Annotated in this window: 21 protein-coding genes; 10 read left to right on the forward strand and 11 right to left on the reverse strand. The window is 68.0% G+C overall.

All coding sequences use genetic code 11. From position 1 onward, the window contains the following. Positions 1 to 592: 592 nt before the first annotated feature. Together OHA70_RS30925 and OHA70_RS30930 are read right to left on the reverse strand one after the other, a co-directional pair. A complete protein-coding gene (locus OHA70_RS30925) occupies positions 593 to 1,969 on the reverse strand; it encodes an MFS transporter (RefSeq protein ID WP_328323518.1) in 1,377 nt (458 codons plus the stop codon). 54 nt (positions 1,970 to 2,023) lie between these two features. Beyond that, positions 2,024 to 2,782 carry a glycerophosphodiester phosphodiesterase gene (locus OHA70_RS30930; protein ID WP_328323520.1) on the reverse strand — a complete coding sequence of 253 codons (759 nt, stop codon included), beginning with the start codon at positions 2,780 to 2,782 and terminating at the stop codon, positions 2,024 to 2,026. A gap of 26 nt (positions 2,783 to 2,808) precedes the next feature. Between OHA70_RS30930 and OHA70_RS30935 the strand changes: the two genes are divergently transcribed. Further along, positions 2,809 to 3,948: an aminotransferase class V-fold PLP-dependent enzyme gene (locus OHA70_RS30935; protein ID WP_328323522.1), complete on the forward strand. Its 1,140-nt coding sequence runs from the start codon at positions 2,809 to 2,811 to the stop codon at positions 3,946 to 3,948. 34 nt (positions 3,949 to 3,982) lie between these two features. Continuing rightward, positions 3,983 to 4,600: a class I SAM-dependent DNA methyltransferase gene (locus OHA70_RS30940; protein ID WP_328323524.1), complete on the forward strand. Its 618-nt coding sequence runs from the start codon at positions 3,983 to 3,985 to the stop codon at positions 4,598 to 4,600. On the opposite strand, the gene OHA70_RS30945 is transcribed toward OHA70_RS30940, so the two are convergent. Genes OHA70_RS30945 through OHA70_RS30960 form a run of 4 tightly spaced genes read right to left on the reverse strand, consistent with a single transcriptional unit; the run spans position 4,597 to position 10,500 of the window. After that, positions 4,597 to 5,451, reverse strand: coding sequence for a carbohydrate ABC transporter permease (locus OHA70_RS30945; RefSeq protein ID WP_328323526.1), 855 nt, complete (start codon positions 5,449 to 5,451; stop codon positions 4,597 to 4,599). The genes OHA70_RS30940 and OHA70_RS30945 overlap by 4 nt on opposite strands. After that, positions 5,448 to 6,371, reverse strand: coding sequence for a carbohydrate ABC transporter permease (locus tag OHA70_RS30950; protein WP_328323528.1), 924 nt, complete (start codon positions 6,369 to 6,371; stop codon positions 5,448 to 5,450). The genes OHA70_RS30945 and OHA70_RS30950 overlap by 4 nt, the downstream gene beginning before the upstream one ends. Before the next feature lie 3 nt (positions 6,372 to 6,374). After that, entirely contained in the window at positions 6,375 to 7,700 is a 1,326-nt protein-coding gene (locus OHA70_RS30955) for an ABC transporter substrate-binding protein (protein ID WP_328323530.1), read from the reverse strand. A 22-nt stretch (positions 7,701 to 7,722) separates the two neighbouring features. Beyond that, complete coding sequence (locus OHA70_RS30960; RefSeq protein WP_328323532.1) at positions 7,723 to 10,500, reverse strand: family 78 glycoside hydrolase catalytic domain; 2,778 nt, start codon at positions 10,498 to 10,500, stop codon at positions 7,723 to 7,725. Between the two features lie 125 nt (positions 10,501 to 10,625). Between OHA70_RS30960 and OHA70_RS30965 the strand changes: the two genes are divergently transcribed. Further along, entirely contained in the window at positions 10,626 to 11,504 is an 879-nt protein-coding gene (locus OHA70_RS30965; RefSeq protein ID WP_328323534.1) for an AraC family transcriptional regulator, read from the forward strand. Here the strand turns inward: OHA70_RS30965 and OHA70_RS30970 are convergent. After that, positions 11,491 to 12,174 carry a TetR/AcrR family transcriptional regulator gene (locus OHA70_RS30970; protein ID WP_328323535.1) on the reverse strand — a complete coding sequence of 228 codons (684 nt, stop codon included), beginning with the start codon at positions 12,172 to 12,174 and terminating at the stop codon, positions 11,491 to 11,493. The two genes, OHA70_RS30965 and OHA70_RS30970, sit on opposite strands and share 14 nt — an antisense overlap. 100 nt (positions 12,175 to 12,274) lie before the next feature. Between OHA70_RS30970 and OHA70_RS30975 the strand changes: the two genes are divergently transcribed. Then, the gene (locus OHA70_RS30975) at positions 12,275 to 13,504 is read left to right on the forward strand and encodes an FAD-dependent monooxygenase (protein ID WP_328323537.1); all 1,230 of its coding nucleotides are present in this window, start codon (positions 12,275 to 12,277) and stop codon (positions 13,502 to 13,504) included. Here the strand turns inward: OHA70_RS30975 and OHA70_RS30980 are convergent. Then, positions 13,423 to 13,881, reverse strand: coding sequence for a PGPGW domain-containing protein (locus OHA70_RS30980; protein WP_328323539.1), 459 nt, complete (start codon positions 13,879 to 13,881; stop codon positions 13,423 to 13,425). The genes OHA70_RS30975 and OHA70_RS30980 overlap by 82 nt on opposite strands. A 40-nt stretch (positions 13,882 to 13,921) precedes the next feature. Beyond that, on the reverse strand, positions 13,922 to 16,048 hold the full coding sequence (locus tag OHA70_RS30985; RefSeq protein WP_328323541.1) for a peptidoglycan DD-metalloendopeptidase family protein: 2,127 nt from the start codon (positions 16,046 to 16,048) through the stop codon (positions 13,922 to 13,924). A 226-nt stretch (positions 16,049 to 16,274) separates the two neighbouring features. Here OHA70_RS30985 and lpdA point away from each other — a divergent pair, with 226 nt between their 5' ends. Further along, complete coding sequence (lpdA, locus tag OHA70_RS30990; protein ID WP_328323543.1) at positions 16,275 to 17,672, forward strand: dihydrolipoyl dehydrogenase; 1,398 nt, start codon at positions 16,275 to 16,277, stop codon at positions 17,670 to 17,672. Positions 17,673 to 17,723: 51 nt separating this feature from the next. Here the strand turns inward: lpdA and tsaA are convergent, their stop codons facing one another. Further along, entirely contained in the window at positions 17,724 to 18,125 is a 402-nt protein-coding gene (gene tsaA / locus OHA70_RS30995) for a tRNA (N6-threonylcarbamoyladenosine(37)-N6)-methyltransferase TrmO (protein WP_328323545.1), read from the reverse strand. 46 nt (positions 18,126 to 18,171) lie between these two features. Here tsaA and OHA70_RS31000 point away from each other — a divergent pair, with 46 nt between their 5' ends. Continuing rightward, positions 18,172 to 18,624 (forward strand): group II truncated hemoglobin, encoded by a 453-nt coding sequence (locus OHA70_RS31000; protein WP_328323547.1) that lies wholly within the window; start codon positions 18,172 to 18,174, stop codon positions 18,622 to 18,624. Here the strand turns inward: OHA70_RS31000 and OHA70_RS31005 are convergent. After that, entirely contained in the window at positions 18,616 to 19,368 is a 753-nt protein-coding gene (locus tag OHA70_RS31005) for a metallophosphoesterase (RefSeq protein ID WP_328323549.1), read from the reverse strand. The genes OHA70_RS31000 and OHA70_RS31005 overlap by 9 nt on opposite strands. Positions 19,369 to 19,503: 135 nt before the next feature. Here OHA70_RS31005 and OHA70_RS31010 point away from each other — a divergent pair, with 135 nt between their 5' ends. From OHA70_RS31010 to OHA70_RS31025, 4 genes are all read left to right on the forward strand, one after another. Next, positions 19,504 to 20,862, forward strand: a complete 1,359-nt coding sequence (locus OHA70_RS31010) for a dihydrolipoyl dehydrogenase family protein (protein ID WP_328323551.1) — start codon at positions 19,504 to 19,506, stop codon at positions 20,860 to 20,862. Between the two features lie 43 nt (positions 20,863 to 20,905). Next, positions 20,906 to 21,937, forward strand: coding sequence for an energy-coupling factor ABC transporter permease (locus tag OHA70_RS31015; RefSeq protein ID WP_328323553.1), 1,032 nt, complete (start codon positions 20,906 to 20,908; stop codon positions 21,935 to 21,937). 76 nt (positions 21,938 to 22,013) lie between these two features. Next, positions 22,014 to 22,781: a cobalt ECF transporter T component CbiQ gene (gene cbiQ / locus OHA70_RS31020; protein ID WP_328323555.1), complete on the forward strand. Its 768-nt coding sequence runs from the start codon at positions 22,014 to 22,016 to the stop codon at positions 22,779 to 22,781. Then, positions 22,778 to 23,548: an energy-coupling factor ABC transporter ATP-binding protein gene (locus tag OHA70_RS31025; RefSeq protein ID WP_328323557.1), complete on the forward strand. Its 771-nt coding sequence runs from the start codon at positions 22,778 to 22,780 to the stop codon at positions 23,546 to 23,548. The genes cbiQ and OHA70_RS31025 overlap by 4 nt, the downstream gene beginning before the upstream one ends. The last annotated feature ends 5 nt before the right edge of the window (positions 23,549 to 23,553 follow it).

Below are 23,553 nucleotides of genomic sequence, written 5' to 3' on the forward strand. Positions count from 1 at the left end.
GACTGTGGTGCGCGGGCTCCCGCTGAGGGGTCCGAGCCAGAGGGTCCCATGGCTGGGTGGCTCGTGCTACGGGGTGACGATGGCAAGGTCGGGCGGATTTGTTGCTGAGGGCAGCGCACGCATCGCCGGGCCATCAATCGGCCAGGGGATGGCGGCTGGCTCGGCGTGTCGGGTGCATTGGCGGGGCGTTTGATGGGCTGGCGGTCCGGCCCTGTTCGCCATGCACGCCTAACTCGGCGGGCGAACGCTTGCCTCGGCGTGTCGGGGCGGTTCGCCGGGGTTGTGCGTGCGCGGCAGTCCGCCGGTCGCGGGCCCGACCGGCCTTGGTGGTGGGGTGGCTGGTTGGCCGGTTTTGGCGACTTTGTGCTCGATGTGAGCAGATCGGGCGCCGGGAAATGCTCAGGTGGTGCTCAAGGTGCCTCGGGCCACTGGCTTGGGCCCGGTTCGCCGCCGGATCGGGTCCCGGTGCATACCCAACTCGGCGGGTAATCGCTTGCCTCGGCGTGTCGGGGTGGTTCGTGGGGGTTGTGCGTGCGTAACGGTCCGGGCTGGCCAACTCCACAGGCCCGGCCGCCCGCTGCCTACCTGAGGCTTAGACCAGCACGGTTGGTTGGGTGTTGCCCGCCTCCGTGATGCCGCGGCGCATGTCGACGCGGGTGAGGAGGACTAGGCCGACCACGAAGAAGAGGCCGAGGGCGACGATGGCCGGGCGGTAGGAGCCGGTGATCTGGTGGACCAGGCCGAAGACGAGGGTGCCGAGCCACGAGGTACCGCGTTCGCCTGCTTGGTACAGGCTGAAGTACTCGGCCTCGCGGCCTCGGGGGATCAGCTGGCTGAAGGCTGAGCGGGAGAGGGCTTGGGTGCCGCCCAGGACGATGCCGATGGCGGCGCCCATCGCCAGGAACGGCGCGATCTGGTGCGCGGGGAGCAGGAAGCCGGCGATGACGATCAGCATCCAGACGACCAGGCCGCCCATGATCGTGTTCTTGGTGCCGTACCTCTTGGCGAACCGGCCGAAGGCGAGCGCGCCGAAGAACGCGATGAACTGGACCAGCAGGATGGTCATGATCAGGATCTGGGTCTCGAACCCGAGCTGCTTCTCCCCGTACGTCGAGGAGACCGAGATGACGGTCTGGATGCCGTCGTTGAAGAACAGGTACGCGACCAGGAACAGCAACGTCATCGGATAGGTCCGCACGTGCTTCAACGTCGCGAACAGCTGCCCGAAGCTCTGCCGGATCAGGTTCCCGCCACCGACCTGTACGACGTTCGCCGGCGGACGGTTCTTGAGCTTGCGGTACGGGATGAAGGTGAACAGCCCCCACCACAGCCCGGCGCTGAGCAGACTCAGCCGGACCGCGGTCGCCTTGTCCATGCCGAGCGCGTCGTGCGCGGTGACGACCCCGAGGTTGATCGCCAGCAGGATGAAGCCGCCGAGGTACCCGAAGGCCCAGGCCCGGGACGACACGTCGTCGCGGTCATCCGGCCCGGCGATGTCGATCAGGATCGAGTCGTAGACCACCAGCGACGACCCGAGACACAGATTGCCGAGGAACAGCAGCAGCGCGCCGAGCGCCCACCGCCCGTCGGTGACGAAGACCATGCAGCAGGCCGCGAGCGCGCCGGCCCAGGCGAAACCGCACATCAGCAGCTTCTTGCGCGGCGACCGGTCCGCGATCGCGCCGACGATCGGCAGGACGAGCGCCGAGAGCAGGGTGGCGACCGTGACGACGTAGAACGCGAGCGAGCCGGGCGAGATGCCGAGCCCGAGGACGTGCAGGTTGGTGGTACAGGGGTCATCCGTCGTGCCGACCCGGCCACAGGCGGCGGTCTCGGCGACCGAGGTCAGGTACGGCGCGAAGAGCACCGTGCCGACCGTCGTCACGTAGCCGGAGTTGGCCCAGTCGTACAGGCTGAAGCCCCAGTACTCACGTTTGTCGACACTCGCCGGGGCCGAGAGAATTCCCATGCGGAGGAGTGTGTCAGGTGTGAGGGATGACGCGGCATCTTCTTCGGTAACACTTCAGCCGCTGCCCCACTGCCCCCGCTCGATCAGTACGTCGCGGAGCAGGTCGGTCCGGTCGGTGATGAGCCCGTCGACACCGGCGTCGAGCAGCCGGTGCATGTCCGCCGGGTTGTCCACGGTCCAGACGTGCACCTGCTTGCCGAGGGCATGTGCTCGCCGGAGCAGGCCGGGGGTGAGCACGCGGAGGCGACCGTAGTACTCGGGGATCTGCAGGCAGGCTCCCCGCGACACCATCCGGTACGGCGCGAAGCGGAGCCGGGCGATCTCACGTTGCCCGAAGCCGGTAGCCAGGCGCTCACCCAGCTCGCGCCGGATCAGGTCGACGCGGTCCTGGGAGAAGGAGGACACGCAGACCCGGTCGATCGCGTCGTGCTCGCGCAGCACCCGGGCGGCCGGCTGGACGCCGTTGTCGGCCTTGATGTCCAGGTTGAAGCGGATCTTGGGGAAGCGCTCGAGTACTTCGGACAGCAGCGGGATCGGCTCGTGCCCGTTGATCTTCGCCTGCCGCACCTCGGACCAGGGCAGCTCGGCGATCACCCCGGTCCGGTCGGTGACGCGGTCGAGCCGACTGTCGTGGAAGGCGACCACGACCCCGTCACTCGTCGCGTGCAGGTCGGTCTCGACGTACTGATAGCCGAGCCCGACCGCCTGCTCGAAGGCGTGCATCGAGTTCTCGTAGCCGACGTTGTCCGGGTGCAGAGCGCCGCCGCGGTGGGCCATCGCGATCGGCCCGTCGTGGTCGAGGTAGGGATACACGCCGAGAAGTATGTACCGTTTGGGTGGTGACGGTACTCAGCCCCCGCCCCGACCTGTGGACCCTCGACCCCGATGTGCTGCATCTGAATCATGGCTCGTTCGGCGCCGTACCGCGGCGTACGCAGGAACTGCTCGCCTCGCTGCGCGCCGAGACCGAGGCGAACCCGATGCGCTGGTTCCGCTCGGTCGCGGAGCGCCTGACGGCGAGCCGCCTGAAGCTGGCCGCCTTCCTGGAGACCGACCCCTCCGGCTTCGCGCTCGTCTCGAATGCCAGCGCCGGAGTGACGGCCGCGCTCAGCGCGATCCCGATCCCCGCAGGCAGCAAGCTCGTACTGACCAACCACACCTACGGTGCCGTCCGGTACGCCGCTGAGCGCTTCGCCAAGGCCAACCGGGCCGAGGTAGTCGTGGTCGACGTCCCGCTGGAGGCTGACGACGATGCCGTCGTCGCGGCTATCGAGGCGGCGCTGGACGACCGGACCGCGGCCCTGATCGTCGACCAGATCAGCTCGGCGACCGCAATGGTCTTCCCGATCCAGCGACTCGCCGCGTTGTGCCGCTCCCTGGGCATCCCGTCGATCGTCGACGGCGCCCACGCACCCGCTCTGCTGGACGCACCGGCCGAGGACGGCGCCGACTTCTGGACCGGCAACTTCCACAAGTGGCCGGCCGCACCCCGCGCGACGGCCGGCCTCGTGGTGGCTGAGCAGTGGCGTACTGCGACGCTGCCGCTGATCGTGAGCTGGTCGGAGTACGACGAACGCCTGCCTGAGCGCTTCGACCAGCAGGGCACGGCCGACTACGCGTCGTGGATCGCGGCGCCCGAGTCACTCCGCGTGCTGGAAGAGCTGGAGTGGCCGCGCCGGCGTGGTGAGCTGTCGGCGCTGGTCGACGAGGGCGCCCGGATCGTCGCCAAGGCCCTCGGCACCTCAGTGGCCGACGTCGCCCATCCCGCAGCGACCATGCGCCTGGTGGAACTGCCCTTCCCGGACGAGCGCTCACCGGATGCGGGGGAGGCGTTCAAGGCGAAGGTGTCGCGTGAGCTGAAGGCCGAGATCACCCTGACAGGCTTCGACACCCGCGTCTTCATCCGGCTCTCGGCCCACGCCTACAACAGCCTTCAGGACTACCAGCAGCTGGCTGAGCGGTTGCCTGCGCTGCTCTGAATTCTGTCGGAGGTCTTGGTTAGGGTCCTCGACCATGACCTCTGACATCCGGGCGTCCTACGACGTCGCCGCCGCTGACTACGCGAAGCTGCTGGACCACTTCCTCGCCGAGAACCCGTACGACCGGGCGATGCTCGACCTGTTCGGCGAGCTTGTCACCGGCCGGGTCGGCGATCTCGGCTGCGGGCCCGGCCGGATCACCCCGTACCTGGCCTCGCGCGGGCTGGATGCCTTCGGGCTCGACCTCTCACCGGGGATGGTCGAGGTGGCCCGGGAGGCCCACCCGGAGCTGACCTTCGAGGTCGGCGATCTGCTCGACCTCGACCTACCCGATGGCGAGCTCGGCGGTGCGCTCGCGTGGTACTCGCTCGTTCACACCCCGCCCGAGGAGCTGCCGATCGTCTTCGCGGAGATCCATCGGGTGCTGGCGCCCGGTGGAGTCTTGCTGCACGCCTTCAAGATCGGCACGGACGGCTATCACCTCGACCAGGCTTACGGTCATGAGCTGTCGCTCGACGTCTACCAGTACCAGCCGGCGGAGATCACAGCGTTGTTGATCTCCGCCGGCTTCACTGAGGTCGCGTCCTTCGTCCATGCCCCGCTGGAGTACGAGAAGCAGCCCCAGGGCTATCTGCTGGTTCGCAAGGACTAGCCCTTGATGGCGCCGGCGGTCATGCCGGCGACGATCTGGCGGTTGAAGAACAGGAACATCACCAGCGGGGGGATGGTGATCAGCAGGATGTTCATGAAGAGCAGGTTGTACTGGGTGGTGAACTGGCTGGAGAAGTTGTAGAGGGTGAGCTGGACGGTGGCGTTCTTGTCGCCGGGCAGGAAGTACAGGGGATTGACGAAGTCGTTGAAGACGACGACGGACTGGACCACGACGACCGTCACGATGACGGAGCGCAGCAGTGGGAAGATCACCTGGAAGAAGAGCCGGAGCGGTCCGGCGCCGTCGATGATGGCCGCCTCGTCCAGTTCGCGCGGGATGGTGGCGACGAACGCCCGGAAGAGCAGGACGCAGAAGGACAGGCCGAAGGCGATCTCGACCAGGATCAGGCCGGGCATCGTCCGGAACAGGCCGATGCGCTGGAGCACCCAGATCGTCGGGACCACCGCCGGCGGGATGATCAGCCCGGCCAGCACCAGGAAGTTGATCAGGCCGTTCCAGCGACTCGCCTTGCGCTGCAGGACGAAGGCCGCCATCGCCGCCAGCACGACCATCCCGGCCACGCTCGCGACGGTGAGGATGGAGCTGTTGATGAACGCGATGATCAGCATGTAGTCGCGCGCCTGCACGACGTCGATGAAGTTCTGCACGAAGTGGAACTGGTGCGGCCAGGAGAAGTCGAGCAGGGATGCCTGCTGACGATCCTTGACCGCGGTCAGCACGATGAACGCGAACGGCACCAGGAAGACGACGATCGAGACCAGGATCGCCACCACGCTGAGCAGGTAGTTCTTGTGCGGCCGGGGGCCGCCGACGACTGCCGTACTGCTCACAGCTCCACCTCCTTACGGTTGAGGAACCGCGACAACGGCAGCACGATCGCCGTCACCACGACGAACAGCACGACGTTGCCCGCGGTCGACAAGCCGTAGAAGCCGGCCTGGTACTGCTTGTAGATCACCGACGCGATCACGTCCGAGGTGAAGCCGGGACCGCCCCGCGTCATCGCCCAGATCAGGTCGAACGACCGCAGGCCACCGATCAGCGACAAGATGATCACCGTCACGGTGGCCGGCCGCGCGAGCGGCAGTACGATCCGCCGGAAGCTCTGCCAGCCGGTCGCCCCGTCGACCTTCGCTGCCTCCAGGTACTCCGCCGGGATCGACACGATCCCCGCGATGTAGATCAACGTCGCCAACCCGACGCCCTTCCACACGTCGACCAGGACGACCGACAGCAGCGCGTACTTCGGATCTGTGAGCCAGCCCGGCCCATCGACCCCGAGCACCGACAACGCGCTGTTGATCAGCCCGCGTTCGGGGTTCATCAGCACGGTGAAGGTCAGGCCGACGCCGATCGTGGAGACCAGGACCGGGAAGAAGACCACCGACCGAAGGTAGCCACGGGCAACGATCTGCGAGGTGAGCAGGACGGCCAGCAGCAGGCCCAGGACCACCTTCGCCCCGGACGTGACGACGGCGTAGATCAGCGTGTTGGTGAAGCCCTTCACCAGGGCGGGCTCCTGGAAGAACGTGGCGAAGTTGCCGAACCCGATGAACCGCGACTCGAAGATGCTCCACCGGGTCAGGCTGAAGTAGAACGAGGCGAAGGTCGGGATCGCGAACAGCACCCCGTAGACGATCGCCGCCGGGAGGTAGAACCAGGTCGAGTACGGGCTCCGCAGCCGGCCACGGTCGGGTCCGGCGACGGCCGCGCGGGTCTTCGTGGACGTGTCGATCGACGTCGTGGCCATGGCTCACCAGCCCGCCAGGCCGAGCTGCTGGGCCTGCTTCTTGACGTCCTCGTCATAGAGCGAGGCGCCGGCCGCGGCCTTCCGGATGCCGGAGCCGACCTCGACGGTGATCTGCTCCAGCGAGGGGCCCTTCACCGGCGAGAGGAACTCCAGCGCGAGGCTCGACGAGCCCTCCTTGTCGATGTACGGCTGCATGTCCTGGACCACCTGCGGCACGTCGGCGGGCAGCTTGCAGTCCTTCACCGCGAACGGCCCGGTGACCGCACCGGCCTTCGCCTGCGAGTCGCAGCCCTCCTTGCTGGCGATGAAGCCGAGGAACTTCTTGGCGGCGTCGAGCTTGGCGCCCGTCGTACTGGTCGGCACGTAGACGCCGGCCGGCGCCCAGACGGTCAGGCCGTTCTTCGCGGCGTCGTCACCGGGGATGGCGAACAGGCCGACGTCCTTGGTCGAGTTCGGGTAGGTGGCGGCCAGGTCGCTGACCACCGCGGACAGGATCGGGAAGTGCGCACCCTTGCCCTGGGCAAGCAACTTGAGACCGTCGGGCAGCTTGGCCGAGGCGAAGTCCTTGTTCTCGTACCCGAGATCGTGCACCTGCTGGAGGTGCTCGAACCCCTTCCGGGCCGCGGCGGAGGTGCCGTACTTCGCCTGGTTCTTGGTGTACTTGTCCGCGAAGTCGGGCTCGGCGGCCGAGACGTTGTGGAAGTCGCCGAGCACGAACAACTGCGACGTCCAGGTCTCGCCGTAGGTCTGGATCACCGGCGTGATGCCGGCCGCCTTGATCTTGGCGTTGTTGGCCATGAACTCGGTCCAGGTCTTCGGGATCTGCAGGCCGAGCTTGGCATAGACCGGCTTGTTGTAGAGGATCGCGCCGCCCATGAACCCGCCGTACGGCGCGCCGTAGATCTGACCGTCAGCGGTGACCGTGCTCTTGAAGTTCTCGTCCAGCCCGGCTCCCCAGGACTGGTCGCCCATCGGGACGAGGTTCTTCTGCGGCGCGATCGCCTGGAACAGCGAGCCCGAGTTGTACATGAAGACGTCGGTCATGTCGCCGGTCGAGAGCCGGGTCTTGACGATGTTGTCGCCTTCACTGCCGGCCGGCCGGGTCTCGACCTTGACCGTGATGCCGGAGTTCTTGGCAGTGAAGTCCTTGCCCAGCTGCTCGGCGGTCTTCACCGTCTGCTCGCCGTTGTCGACCAGGAAGTTGAGGGTGACGGCGTCGCCACCACCACTGCCTGAGTCGCTGGAGCCGAGACTCCCCGCGCTACAGGCGGTCAGTGCGAGGGCGGCCACAGCCAGGGTGGCCAATGCGGTCGTACGTGAGCGGATCATGGTCATGACCTCCGGTGGCTGTTCACTGCGGGTTGAGCAAGGAGTCGAGGCGTTCTCGCACGGCTTCGGCGGCAGGCGAGAAGTTGCCACCGGCAAGGTCGACGAGCTTGGTCGCCGGGGCGTCGAGATAGCGCTCCAGCCGGCCGGCCAGCTGGGCCTCGTCGTTGGCGACACCGGCTTCCACGGCGGTGTCGACGATCGCCTGCCAGCTCGGTTCGTGGTCGATGAGCTGCCGGATGCTCGCGTCGGACGTGAGCGGTGGCAGTTCGGAGTACGGGTCGGGGACGGTCCATTCGTGCTTTCCATGCCGTACTTCGACTGGGTTGCTGCCGTCGGGCAGATGGACCGTCGCGGTCGCGCCGACGGGGATGGTGGCGGTCAGGCGGAAGTTGCCGTCGCTGCGGGTCCACTCGACGCCTGCCTCGCCGTACGGCGTCAGGTGGCGAGCCGCGGCTCGGGTGAGCTGTGCGCCGGGCAGTGGGTGGACGACGATCTGCCGGAAGCCGGGGGAGCCGGCAGCGAGGCCAGCGACTCGTCGGTGCATCCAGTCGGCGACCGCGCCGAGGGCGTAGTGGTTGAAGGACGTCATCTCGCCGGGGTTGATGCTCCCGTCGGGAAGCATGCTGTCGTAGCGCTCCCAGACGGTGGTGGCGCCCATAGTCACCGCATAGAGCCAGGATGGGCAGCTGGTCTGCAGCAGCAGCCGGTAGGCCAGGTCGGGCTCACCGGCGTCGGTCAGCGCATCCGTCATCAACGGCGTGCCGACGAAGCCAGTGCTGATCTGGAAGCCCGCTATGCGAACCAGGTCGGCCAGGCGCTGCCCAGCGCGCTTCCGCTGCTCTTCGCTCGGCAGTAGAGCCCACTGCAGAGCCATGGCGTACGCCGTAGTCGAGTCGCTGAGCACCCGGCCGCCCTCAGTCGTGTACTCCGCTGCGAAGGCCGCCCGGACCTTCGCTGCGAGCTCGGTGTACTGCCGAGCCAGGTCGGCGTCACCTGCCAGGTCGGCCGCCCAGCCGACGATCTCGGCCGAGCGGGCGAGGTGTGCGGTAGCAAGGACATCCGGGTCGGCCTTGGCGCGGAACGGGTTCTCCGGGGGAGCAGTCGGGTCCAGCCAGTCGCCGAACTGGAAGCCGCCCGACCAGAGCAGGTCCTCACCGGCCAGGTCGGTCATCCGGTCGACCCAGGCCCGCATGCTCGGCAGTTGACGGACCAGGAGGTCCCGGTCGCCTGTGCGCTGGTAGAGCACCCAGGGGACGACTGTCGCCGCGTCACCCCAGGCGGCGGTCGACGGGGTGGCGTCACGGAGTACATCGGGGATGACGAAGGGGACCGAGCCGTCCTTGTGCTGCTCGGCGGCCAGGTCGGCCAGCCAGCTGGTGAGGAAGCCGGCGCTGTCGAAGAGGAAGGCGGCGGTGGGCGAGAAGACCTGGATGTCGCCGGTCCAGCCGAGTCGCTCGTCGCGCTGGGGGCAGTCGGTGGGGACGTCGAGGAAGTTGCCGCGCATGCCCCAGACGACGTTCTCGTGGAAGCGGTCGAGCAGCTCGTTCGACGACTCGAACCAGCCGGTGCGTTGCAGGTCGGAGCCGAGGACGACTGCCTCGAGGTCCTCCTTGGCGAGGTTGGCTACGCCGGTGACTTCGGCGTAGCGGAAGCCGTGGAACGTCAGCGGGGATTCGAGGGTCTGCTCGTCGGGGCCGGCTAGCACGTAGGAGTCGGTGGCTTTGGCTGTGCGGAGGGGGCGGACGCCGAGTTCGTCGTTCTCGAGTACTTCGGCGTGGCGTAGTACGACCTCGTCGCCACGGTTGGCGCCACGGACGCGGAGACGGACCCGGCCGACCAGGTTCTGACCGAAGTCGACGAGCGTCTTGCCCGCTGGCGAAGTGGTGATCGCCACCGCTGGCAGTACGTCGGTGACTCGGACCGGTGGGCCATCGGGTGCGACCAGCAGGCTGAGGTCTGCGTCCAGTACGTCGACCGGCGTCGGATCGGCGGCAGTGTGGGTGAAGTCGGTGCGCTGGCCGTCGTACAGGTCGTCGGCGAGGATCTGGCTCTCGCGGGCGGTCCAGGTGTCGTCGCTGGCGAACACGTGGGTCTTGCCGTCGGCTGTGGTGACTTCCAGTTGCGCGAGGACGGCCAGGCGGTCGCCGTACAGTGCCTGCTGGTTCTGGAAGCCGAGGCGGCCGCGGTACCAGCCGTTGCCGAGCAGGAAGTCCAGGGTGTTCTCACCTGGTCGTACGAGGTCGGTGACGTCGTAGGACTGGTAACGCAGGCGGTACTGGTACGCCGTCCAGCCAGGCGCCAACTCCGCGTCGCCAACCCGGCTCCCATTGAGCGAGGGCAGGTAGACGCCGTGGGCTGTCGCATAGAGCCGGGCGCTGACTATGCCGTCCGGCAGCGTGGTGGAGCCGCTGACGATCGGTGCGGGCTGGCCATGGGTGCCGATGTCGCGCGGACTGACGAAGCGGGCTGTCCAGTCGTCAGGGCTGAGCAGGCCGGCCTCGACGACCGCTGGTTCGCTCCAGTCGCTCCACTCAGTGCCGTCGCTGACTCTGACTCGCACGGATGCGCGCTGGCGGGAGGTCAGCGGCGTACCGGGCCAGGGGACCAGTACCTGCTCTGCGGACTGGACTGTGTAAACCTCGCCGGGGGCGAGCTCTATCTCGTAGGCGGCCTGGTGGTAGCCATCGGCTGCGGCCGGGACCTGCCAGGAGAGGCGGGGAGACGCAGTACCAAGACCTAGGGCGGAGCCGGTGCGGTGCTCGAAGCGGATAGACACAGGTGCGGCAGCAGGGCGAGTCATTGTGCTCCCAACGCGTGAAACGATTCATTCGATGTTTCATCGATCCTGCGACGCGCGATGAGCAGCGGATAGTCCGGAGTGCACCGGAGGTAGCACGAAATGCACTTTGGCCCGTAGGTTGGAGCATGGCCGAGCCGCCGATCGAGAATGCCGGAACGCTGCTGCACTTCATCGACGGTGCCTACGCGTACTCAGGCCGCTTCGTGCACGAGGGCGCGCATCCCGTGCACACCCACAGTTTCTTCGAGGTGGCCGTTGTGATGGGTGGCTCCGGGGTGCACCACAGCCCGGCCGGCTACCAGGAACTGGGCGTCGGCGATGTCTTGCTGCTGCGCCCGGGCGTCTGGCACGGGTACGACGGCTGCGAAGAGCTGGACGTATTCAACTGCTGCTTCTCCGCCGACCTGCTGCAGCACGAGCTGGCGTGGACGCGCGAGGACGCGTTGCTCGGCTACCTGCTCTGGACCGGCCCGAACTCGGCCCGGCGGCGTGGAGTACTGACGGGACACCTGGACGAGATCCCGTTGGAGGAGTGCATCAGCCAGCTGGAGCATCTGGAGGATCTGCGTGCCCGGCCGTTGGACCTGCATCGCGGCGACGTCATCGGGCGGCTGTCGCTGTTCCTGAGCTGCCTGGCTCGCGCGCTCGCGGGTGAGCTGGTCGGCTCGGCCAGCCCGGCGCATCCGGCAGTACTGACGGCGATGAGGCTGATGGAGGCCGACCCGGCGCATCGCTGGACGCTGACCGAGCTGGCCGCCGAGTTGCACCTGGTGCCCGGCTACCTGGTCCGGCTGTTCAAGTCATCGACCGGGCTGCCGCCGATGGCTTACTTGTCCCGCCATCGCGTCGAGCTGGCGGCGGACCGGCTGCTGCACACCGACGAGCCGATCAGCCGGATCGGCGAGGCCGTCGGCTGGCCGGACCAGAACTACTTCGCCCGCCGCTTCAAGTCCCACTTCGGGTTGAGTGCCACCACCTATCGGGCCCGCTTCACCCGCGCTTGATCAGTACTTCGAGCCCGTCCAGGATCCGTTCGAGCCCGAAGACCAGTCCCTGGTTCTCTGTCCCGGCGACCGACTTCATCGCGGCCGTGAGACCCGGGAAGCGGTCAGGCTGGGTCGCCAGGATCTCGCTCAGTGCTGACGTGAGGTTCTCCTCGGAGAGGCCGACCGTGCCACCCGGGAAGGTGAGCGACTGATGGGCGATGGTCCGCACCTGCCCGGCGATGGTCATCAGCGCGTCCATCTGCTGGCCGCCGGTCAGCCCGGTCTCCATCAGCGCCCGTACGCCGAGGTCCATCCAGGTGAGCTCGTTCGGCCCCAGGGCGCGGCGGCCGACGGTGGAGAGCAACAGCCAGGGGTGGCGGGCGAAGCCGGCGTACAGGTCGAGGGCCCAGTCCATCAGCGCCTGCCGCCAAGGCTGCGGTGGGTGGTGTGGCGGTAGGCCCATGGCCCGGTCGGTCATCAGGGACACGAGCTCGGCCTTGCCGCCGACGTACCGGTAGAGCGCCATTTTGGTGAACGAGAGGTCCGCGGCGACCCGCTGCATCGAGACCGCGTCGAGGCCGTCGGCGTCGGCGATCGCGATCGCCGCCTTGGTGATGCCTTCCACGGTCATTGCCGGCTTGGGGCCACGGGTGGGTGGTGGCGGGTCGCCCCAGAGCAGGTTGATCATCGCGGCGACTCCCGGGTTGTGGTGCTGACTGAACTGTGTCTACCATACACATAATCGAAACAGTGTCCGGTGGAAGCAGTTGTAGTGGAGGGGAACGAGCATGAAGGTCTTGATCTCGGGGGCGAGCGTTGCTGGTCCGGCGTTGGCTTATTGGCTGGGGTACTACGGCCATGAGGTGACCGTGGTCGAGCTGGCGCCGGCGTTGCGCAAGGGCGGCTATGCCGTCGACTTCCGGGGGAGCGCGAACAAGGTCGTGCTCGAGCGGATGGGAGTGCTCGACGAGCTGCGCGCTCGGCAGACGGGTGGCACAGCGATGCGGTTCGTCGATGAGCAGGATCGGCAGATGCTGCGGCTGCCACCGGAGTTCGCCGGGGGAGAGCTCGAGGTACTGCGCTCGGACCTGTCGCAGGTGCTGTACGAGCGCAGTCGCGACAAGGCGTCGTACGTCTTCGGTGACTCGATCGCGTCGCTGGAGCAGCACGGTGGCGGGGTGGACGTGACGTTCGAGAGTGGGCGGGCGTCGACGTACGACCTGGTGTTCGGCGCTGACGGGATGCACTCGGTGGTGCGCCGGCTGGTGTTCGGGGGCGGTCGTGTCACTCACCAGGGGTACTACATCGCGGGGTGGGATCTGCCGAACTCGTTCGGGATCGAGCGGGACGGGCTGATGTACAACGTGCCGGGGCGGCTGGCGAGTGTCGGGATGGATCACCGGGACCCTGCTAGGGCGGGGGCGATGTTCATCTTCGCCTCACCTGAGCTGACCTATGATCGCCGGAATCCTCAACAGCAGAAGGAGATTCTGCGGTCCGCGTTCGCCGGGCTCGGTTGGAAGACACCTGCTCTGCTTGCCGGGCTCGATGATTGCACCGAGCTGTACTTCGACTCGATCAGCCGGGTGGACGTCGATCGCTGGTCGGAGGGGCGGGTCGCGCTGGTCGGGGATGCCGGTTACGGCGCGACGGTCGGTGGGATGGGGACCGGTACTGCGATCGTCGCCGCCTACGTGCTCGCGGGGGAGTTGGCGGCGGCCGGTGGCGACCATACGGCGGCCTTCGCGGCGTACGAGAGTCAGCTGCGCAAGCCGGTGCGGGTCTGCCAGAGCGGTGGAGGCCGGACGGGGAAGTTCTTGGCGCCGAGGACCCGCGTCGGAATCGCTGCCCGCAACCGCCTGCTCGGCACGCCCTTCCTGCTCAATCAGATGCTGCGGGTCGGGGAGAAGGTCAGCAGCGACTTCGAGATCCGCGACTACTTGAGCAGCGGCAGCTTGTGCAGGAAGGACTCCCACGAGTCCGGCAACCAGCCCGGTACGCCGAGCACCGCCATGTAGAGCCAGATCGCGACGAGCACGCAGATGAACAGGGCGACCGTGCCGAGCGCCTTGAGCCAGGCGGGCTGCTTGCCGGTCCAGGTGGTCAGCGCCTTGACCCAGTCCTTGACCCGGTACAGCAGCCGCTGCGCCCACTCGAACTCGCTCGCCAGCACGGCCAGCCCCGCGATGAACAACGGGATCCCGCCCGGACCGGGCAACCACCCGGTCAACGGCGCGGCGATGATCAGGATGCCGCCCAGCACCCCGATCCCGATCCGGTAGATCAGGAGCTTGCGCGGGTTCGCACGGATCTTCCGCCGCCACTCCCAGCGGTCATCCTGGGCGTCCAGCGTGACGTTGTCGTCCGTGCGGTCGGGACTGGTCTGCTCGGCCACACCCCCACCCTACGTGCTCACCGGAGCTCTACCCCGGCGATCACGCACTGCGTGGTTTGCCGAATTCCCAGTGCCAGGGCTCTTCGCGGTTGCCGCCTTGGCGGGCCCAGTCGGGGTGGACCCAGCCGTAGGCGGCGGCGTGGGCGGTCATCCACTGGTACTGGGCTGTGCCGAACTTGTCGATGCCGCCGCAGAGGTCGACGGCTACGCCCCAGCCGTGGTTGGAGGTACCGGGCAGGGCGGCCAGGGACGGCTTGCGGCCGTACAGGTCGACCTGTGCTGAGTACGAGCGGTAGGAGTCGGTGATGCAGAGGTTCTTGCCGAAGGACTCGCGGAACGCGGCCGACAGTTGCTGGTACGCCGCTGCAGCGTCACAGCGGAGCATGTGTCCGTTGCCGAGGCCGCACAGCTGCGACTGGGGGATGAGGCCGTTGCTGTAGCCACCCCAGCCAGTGCTCGTACCACCGGTGGCGAGGAACGGCATCGGGTTCACCGCGTCACCACCGAGCCGTACTTCGAAGTGCAGGTGAGGCCCGGTCGAGTTGCCTTCCGTGCCCACCGCGCCGATCTGCTGCCCGGCCGTCACGTGTGCGCCGTCGGCGACATCGATGCGGCTCAGGTGGGCGTAGAGCGTCTCGAGCCCGTTGCCGTGGTCGATGCGAACCAGATTGCCCGCCCACGCCGGGTGCTCGATCCGCACCGTACCGGCGGTGACCGCGCGGACATTCGTCCCGACCGGCGCCACGAAGTCCTGGCCGGTGTGGAAGCCGCTGGCCCACATCGGGCCCGCCTGGCCGAACGGCGTACCGATCTCGTAGCTGCCCTCAGCCAGCGGCCAGGTCCAGCCACCAGTACCGACGTCGACCGTCGTGGCGGTGTTGCCGCAGCGGAAGGAGGCGGCGGCCGGGGTGGTGGCCGGCGCGACCTGCGCCTTGAGCGGCTTGCCGAGTGTCGGCCGCAGCGCGGCGTACATGCTGTCGGGGATGGAGCTGACGGCCACGGAGCCCTTGGCCTCGTCGGCGGCGATCATCTCGGCGTTGTCGAGCGCGATACCGACGTGGAAGAGGCCCACGGACCGGCTGCCCATCAGCAGGATGTCGCCGGGCTGGATCTGGCTGGCCGGCACCTTCTGGTAGTTGGCGTAGACGCTGGTCGCCAGCCCAGCGAGGCTCGTGTACGGCTGCCAGGCGGCTCGTGCCGCGCCGAGACATCCGTACTTGTCCGGCCCGGTCCCGCCGACCCCGTAGGGCTTGCCCATGAGTGAGAAGGCCTGGTTGACCGCGCGGATCGTCTCGGCCGGCAGCACGCGCAGTGGCTTCCCGTTGCTCACGACAGCCGCCACACCGGGTACAGGCGCCTTGGCGACCTTGTACTGGAGTAGGCCCTTCGGAAGGTCGAACGGGCTCCTGACCGTGGCAGCGGCCGGCGCCTTCACCTTCGCCGCGGCCAACTCGGTCAGGTACGTCTGCCAGTTGGCGAGCGCCTGCTGGTTGCGGGTGGCCTGCAGTTGCTTGGACAGCTCGGTAGCGCCGGCCAGGTCGGCGAGCTGGCCCTCCATGGCCATCGCTGCGCTGGCTGCCTTCTCGCGGACAGCCTTGCCGAGGTCATTGGCGGTCTTGTTGGCCTTGTCGGCGGCGGCGCGCTTGTTCGCCGCGTCAGCGGCCGCAGTACCGGCTGTGGACTCTGCTGCCGTGGCTGCGTTGTACTGCGCGACCTGGGTGCTGCCGAGTTGCCGGATGGCGGTCTGGCGGTCGGCGATCTCCTGCAGGTTCTCCGCGACCGGTGCGAGCGACCAGAGCATCGACTCGGTGCCCAAAACGGTCGGGATGCCGAGCTGGTACGCCTGGGCGGTCAGCAGCCCGAGGCGGCGGCGCTCATCTTGCGACTTGTTCTTGGTGTTGTTCGCGAACGCCTCTGCCTTCTTGGCGGCGGCCTCGGCGGTCTGCGCGGTCTTCAGAGCGTTCGTGTACGCGACGGTGGCCTTGGCGACGTCGAGCTGGATGGAGGCGGCCTCGGCCTGGAGCTGCTCGAGGGAGCGGTTCACATCCGTCACGGAGGCCGGTGGGGGCGGGGTCTGGTCGGCGAACGCGGCATACGTCGGCAGCGCTACCACTGCCATCACCGCGCCGAGTGCGGCGAGCCGCAATCTCCGGCCGTTGCCCAGCATCGAGCCCCCAGTCCTCGTTTTCGTATCCCTGCCACAGGGCGCCTCACGCGCGCACAGAAGGAGGACAAGCCCCCGTGCGTGCCCAGCGTAGGCGTCCGACGGTCCTGACGGAACCCCGCCTCACCCTCCGTGACGATGAGGCAGGACACACCGCTCAATCGTGACCGTGGTCACCCAGGCTGGCCCGGGGCGGGAATCGCTGGTGCCAGCGACTAGGATTTGAGACATGGCCTCGCACTTTGACGTTGTTGTCCTCGGCGCCGGCCCGGGTGGGTACGTCGCGGCGATCCGCGCCGCACAGCTCGGGCTCAAAACCGCCGTCATCGAGAAGAAGTACTGGGGCGGTGTCTGCCTGAACGTGGGCTGTATCCCGTCCAAGGCGCTGCTCCGCAACGCCGAGCTGGCGCACATCTTCCGGAAGGAGGCGAAGACCTTCGGCATCAGCGGCGAGGTGAGCTTCGACTTCCCGACGGCCGTGCAGCGCAGCCGCAAGGTGGCCGACGGCCGCGTCAAGGGCGTGCACTTCCTGATGAAGAAGAACAACATCACCGAGTTCGACGGGTGGGGCTCGTTCGTCGACGCCAACACCCTGGACGTCTCGCTGAACGACGGCAGCTCCGAGACAGTCACCTTCGACAACTGCATCATCGCCACCGGCGCGACCACCAAGCTGCTGCCGGGCACCCAGCTGAGCGAGCGGGTCGTCACGTACGAGGAGCAGATCCTCACCGAGGAGCTGCCGGGCAGCATCGTGATCGCCGGCGCCGGCGCGATCGGCGTCGAGTTCGCCTACGTGCTGGCCAACTACGGCGTGAAGGTGACGATCGTCGAGTTCCTCGACCGGATGGTCCCGCTGGAGGACATCGAGGTCTCCAAGGAGCTCGCCAAGGCGTACAAGAAGCTCGGTGTGGACGTGCTCACCGGCACCCGGGTCGACTCGATCGACGACTCCGGCGAGAAGGTGAAGGTCACCGTCACCGGCAAGGACGGCGCGCAGCAGACGCTCGAGGCCGACAAGGTGCTGCAGGCGATCGGCTTCCAGCCGCGCGTCGACGGCTACGGCCTGGACAAGATCGGGGTCGCGCTGACCGAGCGCGGCGCGATCGGCGTCGACGGCTTCCTCCGGACGAACGTGCCGAACATCTTCGCGATCGGCGACGTGAACGCGAAGCTGATGCTGGCCCACGCGGCCGAGGCGCAGGCGGTGATCGCGGCCGAGACGATCGCCGGGGTCGAGACGATGGAGCTCGACTACGTGATGATCCCGCGGGCGACCTTCTGCCAGCCGCAGATCGCCAGCTTCGGCTGGACCGAGGAGCAGGCCCGGCTGGAGGGCTTCGACGTCAAGGTCGCGAAGTTCCCCTTCACGGCCAACGGCAAGGCGCACGGCCTGGGCGACCCGAACGGTTTCGTCAAGGTGATCGCCGACGCGAAGTACGGCGAACTGCTCGGCGCGCACCTGATCGGCCCCGAGGTCACCGAGCTCCTCCCGGAGCTGACGCTGGCGCAGAAGTGGGACCTGACCACCAAGGAACTGGCCCGCAACGTGCACGCCCACCCGACGCTGAGCGAGGCCCTCCAAGAGGCCTTCCACGGCCTCGAAGGCCACATGATCAACTTCTGATCCCGCTGCACCGAAGGCCCCGGACCACTGGTCCGGGGCCTTTCGCATTGCTCAGCGCTCGTCGGTCAAGACCGGCTTGATGTCGAGGACCGGAGTGCCGTCGAGCGCCTCGAGGTGGTTGACCTTGATCCGGAGTCCGTCGGTCTCGAGCACGGTGACCCGATGAAGGCCGAGCGGATTGGGGCGATCGGGCGAGCGGGTGCTGAAGACGCCCGTGGGCGGACGCTGGGTGTCCCCGCGCGGATGCACAACTTGCGTCGATCGGTCGGCGCGGTCGAACCAGGTGATCAGCAGTACCTCGTCCCCGGCGGCCAGGTCACGCAGCGCCGCGGCGTACTCCGGGTCGAAGACGAGCCACGCGTCAGGCGCACCTTCGTCGCCTTGGCGCGGGGCGTCCGCCTTGGTGGTCAGGGACGACTCAACCAGGCCGAGTGGCTGCAGGATGAAGTTCATGAGGATCAGGCTTGCTGCTGTTGGCCGTCGGTGCCAGTCTCAGGCCATGGAGACTGTGTATGAGGCTGCTGGTGGCGATGAAGGTGTGTTGAGGCTGGCGGCTGCTTGGCATGAGCGGGTGTTGGCTGACGAGGTCGTCAGTCATGCTTTCAGTCATGGGTTTCAGCCGGACCACACGGAACGGCTGGCTGCGTACTGGATTGAAGCTTTGGGTGGGCCGGCTGCTTACAGCGGTGTCTACGGGACCGAGAGTTCTGTCGTCCACATGCACAGCGGCAATGGGGAGCACCTGGAGATGGATCGCCGGGCGATCGCCTGCTTTGGCCAGGCGCTGGATGACATCGGGTTGACCGATCCTGTGCGCCAGGTGCTCTACGACTACTTCGCTTGGGCGACCAACGTCAGCATGGCCCGGTACCACAGCAACAAGGACGACGTACCCGATGGCCTGGCCGTCCCGCAATGGTCGTGGGACGGGCTGGTCTCGACCTCAGCTTGACGGTACGACGCGGTAGACGGTGACCAGAGGTTGACCGTCGGCCACGACGTGGAGGGCCAGGCCGGGTGGGGCCTCGACGTCGACCAGACCGTTGGCGGCGGCCGGCTCGAAAGGGAGTGGGCCGGTGGATCTGATGCCGGGGGCAACCAATAACGGGTGGCCGGCGAAGGTCGTCGCGACGGCGTTGTGGACGTGGCCGGTGAGGATGGCCGTGATCGGCCGGTCGCGCAGTACGGCGGCCAACGGCTCCGCGTCCTGGAGGATCCACTGGTCGAGTACCGGGTGCTGGAGTTTGTTCGGCGGGTGATGGAAGGCCACGAACAGGGGACCGTCCACCGGCTCGTCCAGGATGGCGCTCAGCCAGTCGAGCGACTCCGCACTGAGCAGGCCGTGGTTCTGGCCCGGTACCGACGTGTCGAGCAGGATGAAGCGGGCCTCGCCGACGTACCGGACCTGATGCACCGGGTGCCCCTGGCCGGGGGAGTCGACCGGCAGGCCGGCCCGCAACGGCGCGCTGACATCGTGGTTGCCCGGAAGCATCAGCACCGGTACGTCGAGATCCAGCTCGGCCGCGACCTCGGCGTACTCCGCCGGCAACCCATGGTCGGCCAGATCCCCGGTGACCAGCACCACGTCGACCGGGCGGGAGAATGCGCGGAGGTAGCCGACGACGCTGCGCAGCCGGTCGCGTGCGGTGTCGGTGCCGTCGAGGTGCGGGTCACTGAGGTGTGCGATCACGTACATCTGGCCAACCTACTGTCAGCGCGCCTGATCTGTCGGGCGAATAAGCATCTGGTTCACCGCCATCAGCCACTTACCGTCCGATGACACGCAGGTGGAGGGCTTGGCGAGGGTGGCGCTGTCTGCGAGATTGGCGGCATGGCTGAACAGGTTGACGTAGTGGTGATCGGGTTGGGCGTCGGCGGCGAGGAGGCCTCCGGCCGGCTCGCGCAGGCGGGGCTGAACGTGGTCGGCATCGAGCCGCGGCTGGTCGGCGGTGAGTGCCCGTACTTCGGCTGCATCCCGAGCAAGATGATGATCCGCGCGGGCAACCTGATTGCCGAGACCCGCCGGGTCGAGGGCATGGCCGGTACCTCGACAGTCACCCCCGACTGGGGCCCGGTCGCCAAGCGGATCCGCGACGAGGCCACCGACAACTGGAACGACAAGGTCGCCGTCGACCGGCTGGTCGGCAAGGGCGTCACGTTCGTCCGCGGCCGCGCCACCATCACCGGCCCCGGCCGGGTCGTCTCGGGCGACCGCGAGTTCGAGGCGAGCCGCGGCATCATCGTCGCCACCGGCACGGTTCCGGTCGTGCCACCGATCGAAGGACTCGCCGGTACGCCGTTCTGGACCAACCAGGACGCGATCCGGCTCGAGACGCTGCCGGCCTCCTTGCTCGTGCTCGGTGGTGGCGCGATCGGGATGGAGTTGACGCAGGTGTTCGCGCGGTTCGGCGTACAGGTGACGGTGATCGAGGGGTCCGACCGCGTGCTGGCGATGGAGGAGCCCGAGTCGAGTGAGCTGGCCAGCTTTGCGCTGGAACGCGATGGCGTGAAGTTCAAGACCGGTGTCCACGCCAAGGCGGTCAGCTACAGCGGTGACGCGTTCACGGTGACGCTCGAAGACGGCAGTACGGTCACCGGTGAGAAGTTGCTGGTGGCAACCGGTCGCCGGGTGGACATCAGGGAGCTCGGGCTGGACCAGGTGGGGCTCGATCCCGCTGCGCGCCGGATCGAGATCGACGAGCATGTCCGGGCCGGCGACGGAGTGTGGGCGATCGGTGACGTCACGGGGGTCGGGGTGTTCACGCACAACGCGATGTACCAGGCCAACGTCGCCGTCCTGGACATCCTCGGCGCCGAGGACGCTCCGTTGGCCAGCTACCACGCGATGCCGCGGGTGACCTTCCTCGATCCGGAGATCGGCGCGGTCGGGCTGACCGAGAAGCAGGCGCGCGACCAGGGGCTCGACGTCCGGGTCGGCCTCACCCAGGTACCGGCGTCGACCCGGGGCTGGATCCACAAGGCGGGCAACGAGGGATTCATCAAGCTGATCATGGACAATGAGCAGGGCGTCCTGGTCGGTGCGACGAGTGCGGGGCCGACGGGTGGCGAGGTGTTGGGGACGCTGGCGCTGGCCGTGCACGCCCGGGTTCCCGTTCACACTCTGCGACAGATGATCTACGCATACCCGACGATCCACCGCGCGATCGAGTCCGCACTCGCCGATTTGTAGGGTCCTCTTGCGATTGAGTCGCAAGTAGATCAAGAATGTGCTCATGCATGTTCCCGACGGGTTCTTCGACGCGCCCACCTCGATCGCGACCGGCCTGATCGCGGCCGGTGCGGTCGGCTTCAGCCTCCAGCGCGCCAACCGGGAGATCCGTGAGACGGGTCCGGCGCTGGCCGGGCTGACCGCCGCGTTCGTCTTCGCCGTCCAGATGGTGAACTTCCCGGTCGGCGCCGGGACCAGCGGCCACCTGCTCGGCGGAGCGCTCGCCGCGGCGCTGGTCGGGCCGTGGTCCGCGGTGCTGGTGATGTCGACGGTGCTGCTCGTGCAGGGCCTGCTCTTCGCCGACGGCGGCCTGACCGCGCTCGGCACGAACATCACGCTGATGGGTCTGGTCACGGTGCTCGTCGGGTACTTCGTGACGCGGGCACTCCTCAAGGCGCTGCCCAAGCGCGTCGGCAGCGTCGTTCCGGCGACGACCGTCGGCGCGTTCGTGTCGGTGCCGGTCGCGGCGCTGTGCTTCACGGGGCTCTATGCGATCGGCGGAGCGGTCGACATCCCGCTCGGCAAGCTGGCGACGGCGATGGTCGGCTGGCACATCCTGGTCGGTCTCGGTGAGGCGGTCATCACCGCTGCCGTGCTCAGCGCCGTCGTGGCGACCCGGCCGGATCTCGTCTACGCCGCGCGCCACCTGCAGGCCGACCTCGTCCTGGTGGATGCGGATGGCAACAGCTCGACGGTCTCGCCGGACCGGCCGATCGCGGCAGCACCGGCCGGTCGCTCGTACGGCGTGGGGATCGCGGCGACGCTGCTCGTCGCGGGCGTGGTGAGCTTGTTTGCGAGCGCGCATCCTGACGGGCTGGAGTTTGTCGGTGCCAAGCTCGGCTTTGAGAGTGCGGCGAAGAGTTCCGCGGTGGCGAGCAGTCCGCTGGCCGACTACGACGTGAGCGGGATCGGCAACTCGCAGGTGTCGGGCGCGCTGGCCGGCATCATCGGCGTACTGGTGACCATCGTCGTCGGTCTGGCGATCGCGAAGATCGCTTCGCTGCGCTCGTCGGCTCGCGCAGACAAGGCCGCCTGATGCCCTCCGACGACCAGAGCTTCATCCTCGCCGAGTGGACTGACTGGACCGGCTGGACGACCTGGCCGGCCGGTCAGTGAGCGGTTCGGCCGGGGACGGTCTGCTGGTCGCGGTCGACAGCCGGATCCACCGGTTGCCGGCGCAGGTGAAGATCGTCGCGCTGTTCGTCTTCGTGCTGGCCGTCGTCTCGACCCCGGCCGGCGTCTTCTGGGCCTTCGCCCTGTACGCCGCTCTGCTGGCTGGCGCCGTCGCGCTGGCGAAGTTGCCGGTGACAACGGTGATGCGGCGGCTGGCCGTCGAGACGCCGTTCATCGTTTTCGCTCTGGTACTCCCGTTCGTTGCCACCGGCCCGCAGGTCGACGTGTTCGGGGTCTCGGTGTCGGAGTCCGGAGTACTCGGCTCGTGGAACGTCCTCGCGAAGGGCACGCTCGGAGTCGTCGCAGCGATCGTCTTGTCGGCGTCGACCGCGCCGCGCGAACTCCTCGCCGGCCTCGAGCGGCTGCGGCTGCCGTCGACGCTGGTCGCGATCCTCTCGTTCATGGTCCGGTACCTCAGCGTCGTCTCGGACGATCTGCACCGGATGCGGATCGCCCGGGAGTCCCGCGGGTACGCCGGTGGGCGGGTCGGTCATTTGAAGGCGGTCGCCGGGGGAGTCGGGGCGCTGTTCGTGCGCAGCTTCGAGCGCGGCGAGCGGGTGCACCTGGCGATGCAGTCGCGTGGGTACACCGGCCGGATGCCGCAGCTGGCGGCCTCGGGTGCTGCGCGCAACCAGTGGGCCGAGGGGCTCGCGATCTCCCTGCTCGCCGTGCTCATCGCGGTGACGGCTAGGGTTGCTGGCTTGTGAGCGGTCCATCGATCCACGTCGAGCGTCTCGTCTTCGCGTACCCGGACGGGCGGCAGGCTCTGTTCGGGGTCGACTTCACCATTCAGCGTGGCGAGCGGGTCGCTCTGCTCGGCCCCAACGGCGCGGGCAAGACGACGCTGGTGCTGCACCTCAACGGCATCCTCGGCTCGGTGGCAGGTGGCAGCGGGAGTGGCCGGATCCAGATCGGTGGGACGGATCTGCATCGGGAACACCTGCCCGAAGTACGGCGGAAGGTCGGGCTGGTCTTCCAGGATCCCGACGACCAGTTGTTCATGCCGACCGTCCGGGACGACGTCGCCTTCGGCCCGGCCAACCTCGGTCTGAAAGGTTCGGAGCTGGAGGACCGCGTCCAGGAGGCGCTGGTCCAGGTCGGCATGCAGGACCATGCGAACATCGCCCCGCATCACCTGTCCTACGGCCAGCGCCGCCGGGTCGCCGTCGCGACGGTCCTTGCCATGCGCCCCGAAGTACTGGTCCTGGACGAACCGTCGAGCAACCTCGACCCAGCCAGCCGCCGCGAACTGGCCGACATCCTCTCCGGCCTCGACGTCACCTTGCTGATGATCACCCACGACCTCCCGTACGCCCTCCAGCTCTGCGAACGCAGCCTGCTGATGGACGACGGCCGGATCGTCGCCGACGGCAAGACCCGCGATCTGCTGGGCGACGCCGACCTGATGACAGCGCATCGGCTGGAGCTCCCGTACGGCTTCGACCCGCTCTCCGTCCCCGGCCCGGAACACTGATGTCG

It is taken from the genome of Kribbella sp. NBC_00382 (genome assembly GCF_036067295.1).
Taxonomy (GTDB): Bacteria; Actinomycetota; Actinomycetes; order Propionibacteriales; family Kribbellaceae; genus Kribbella.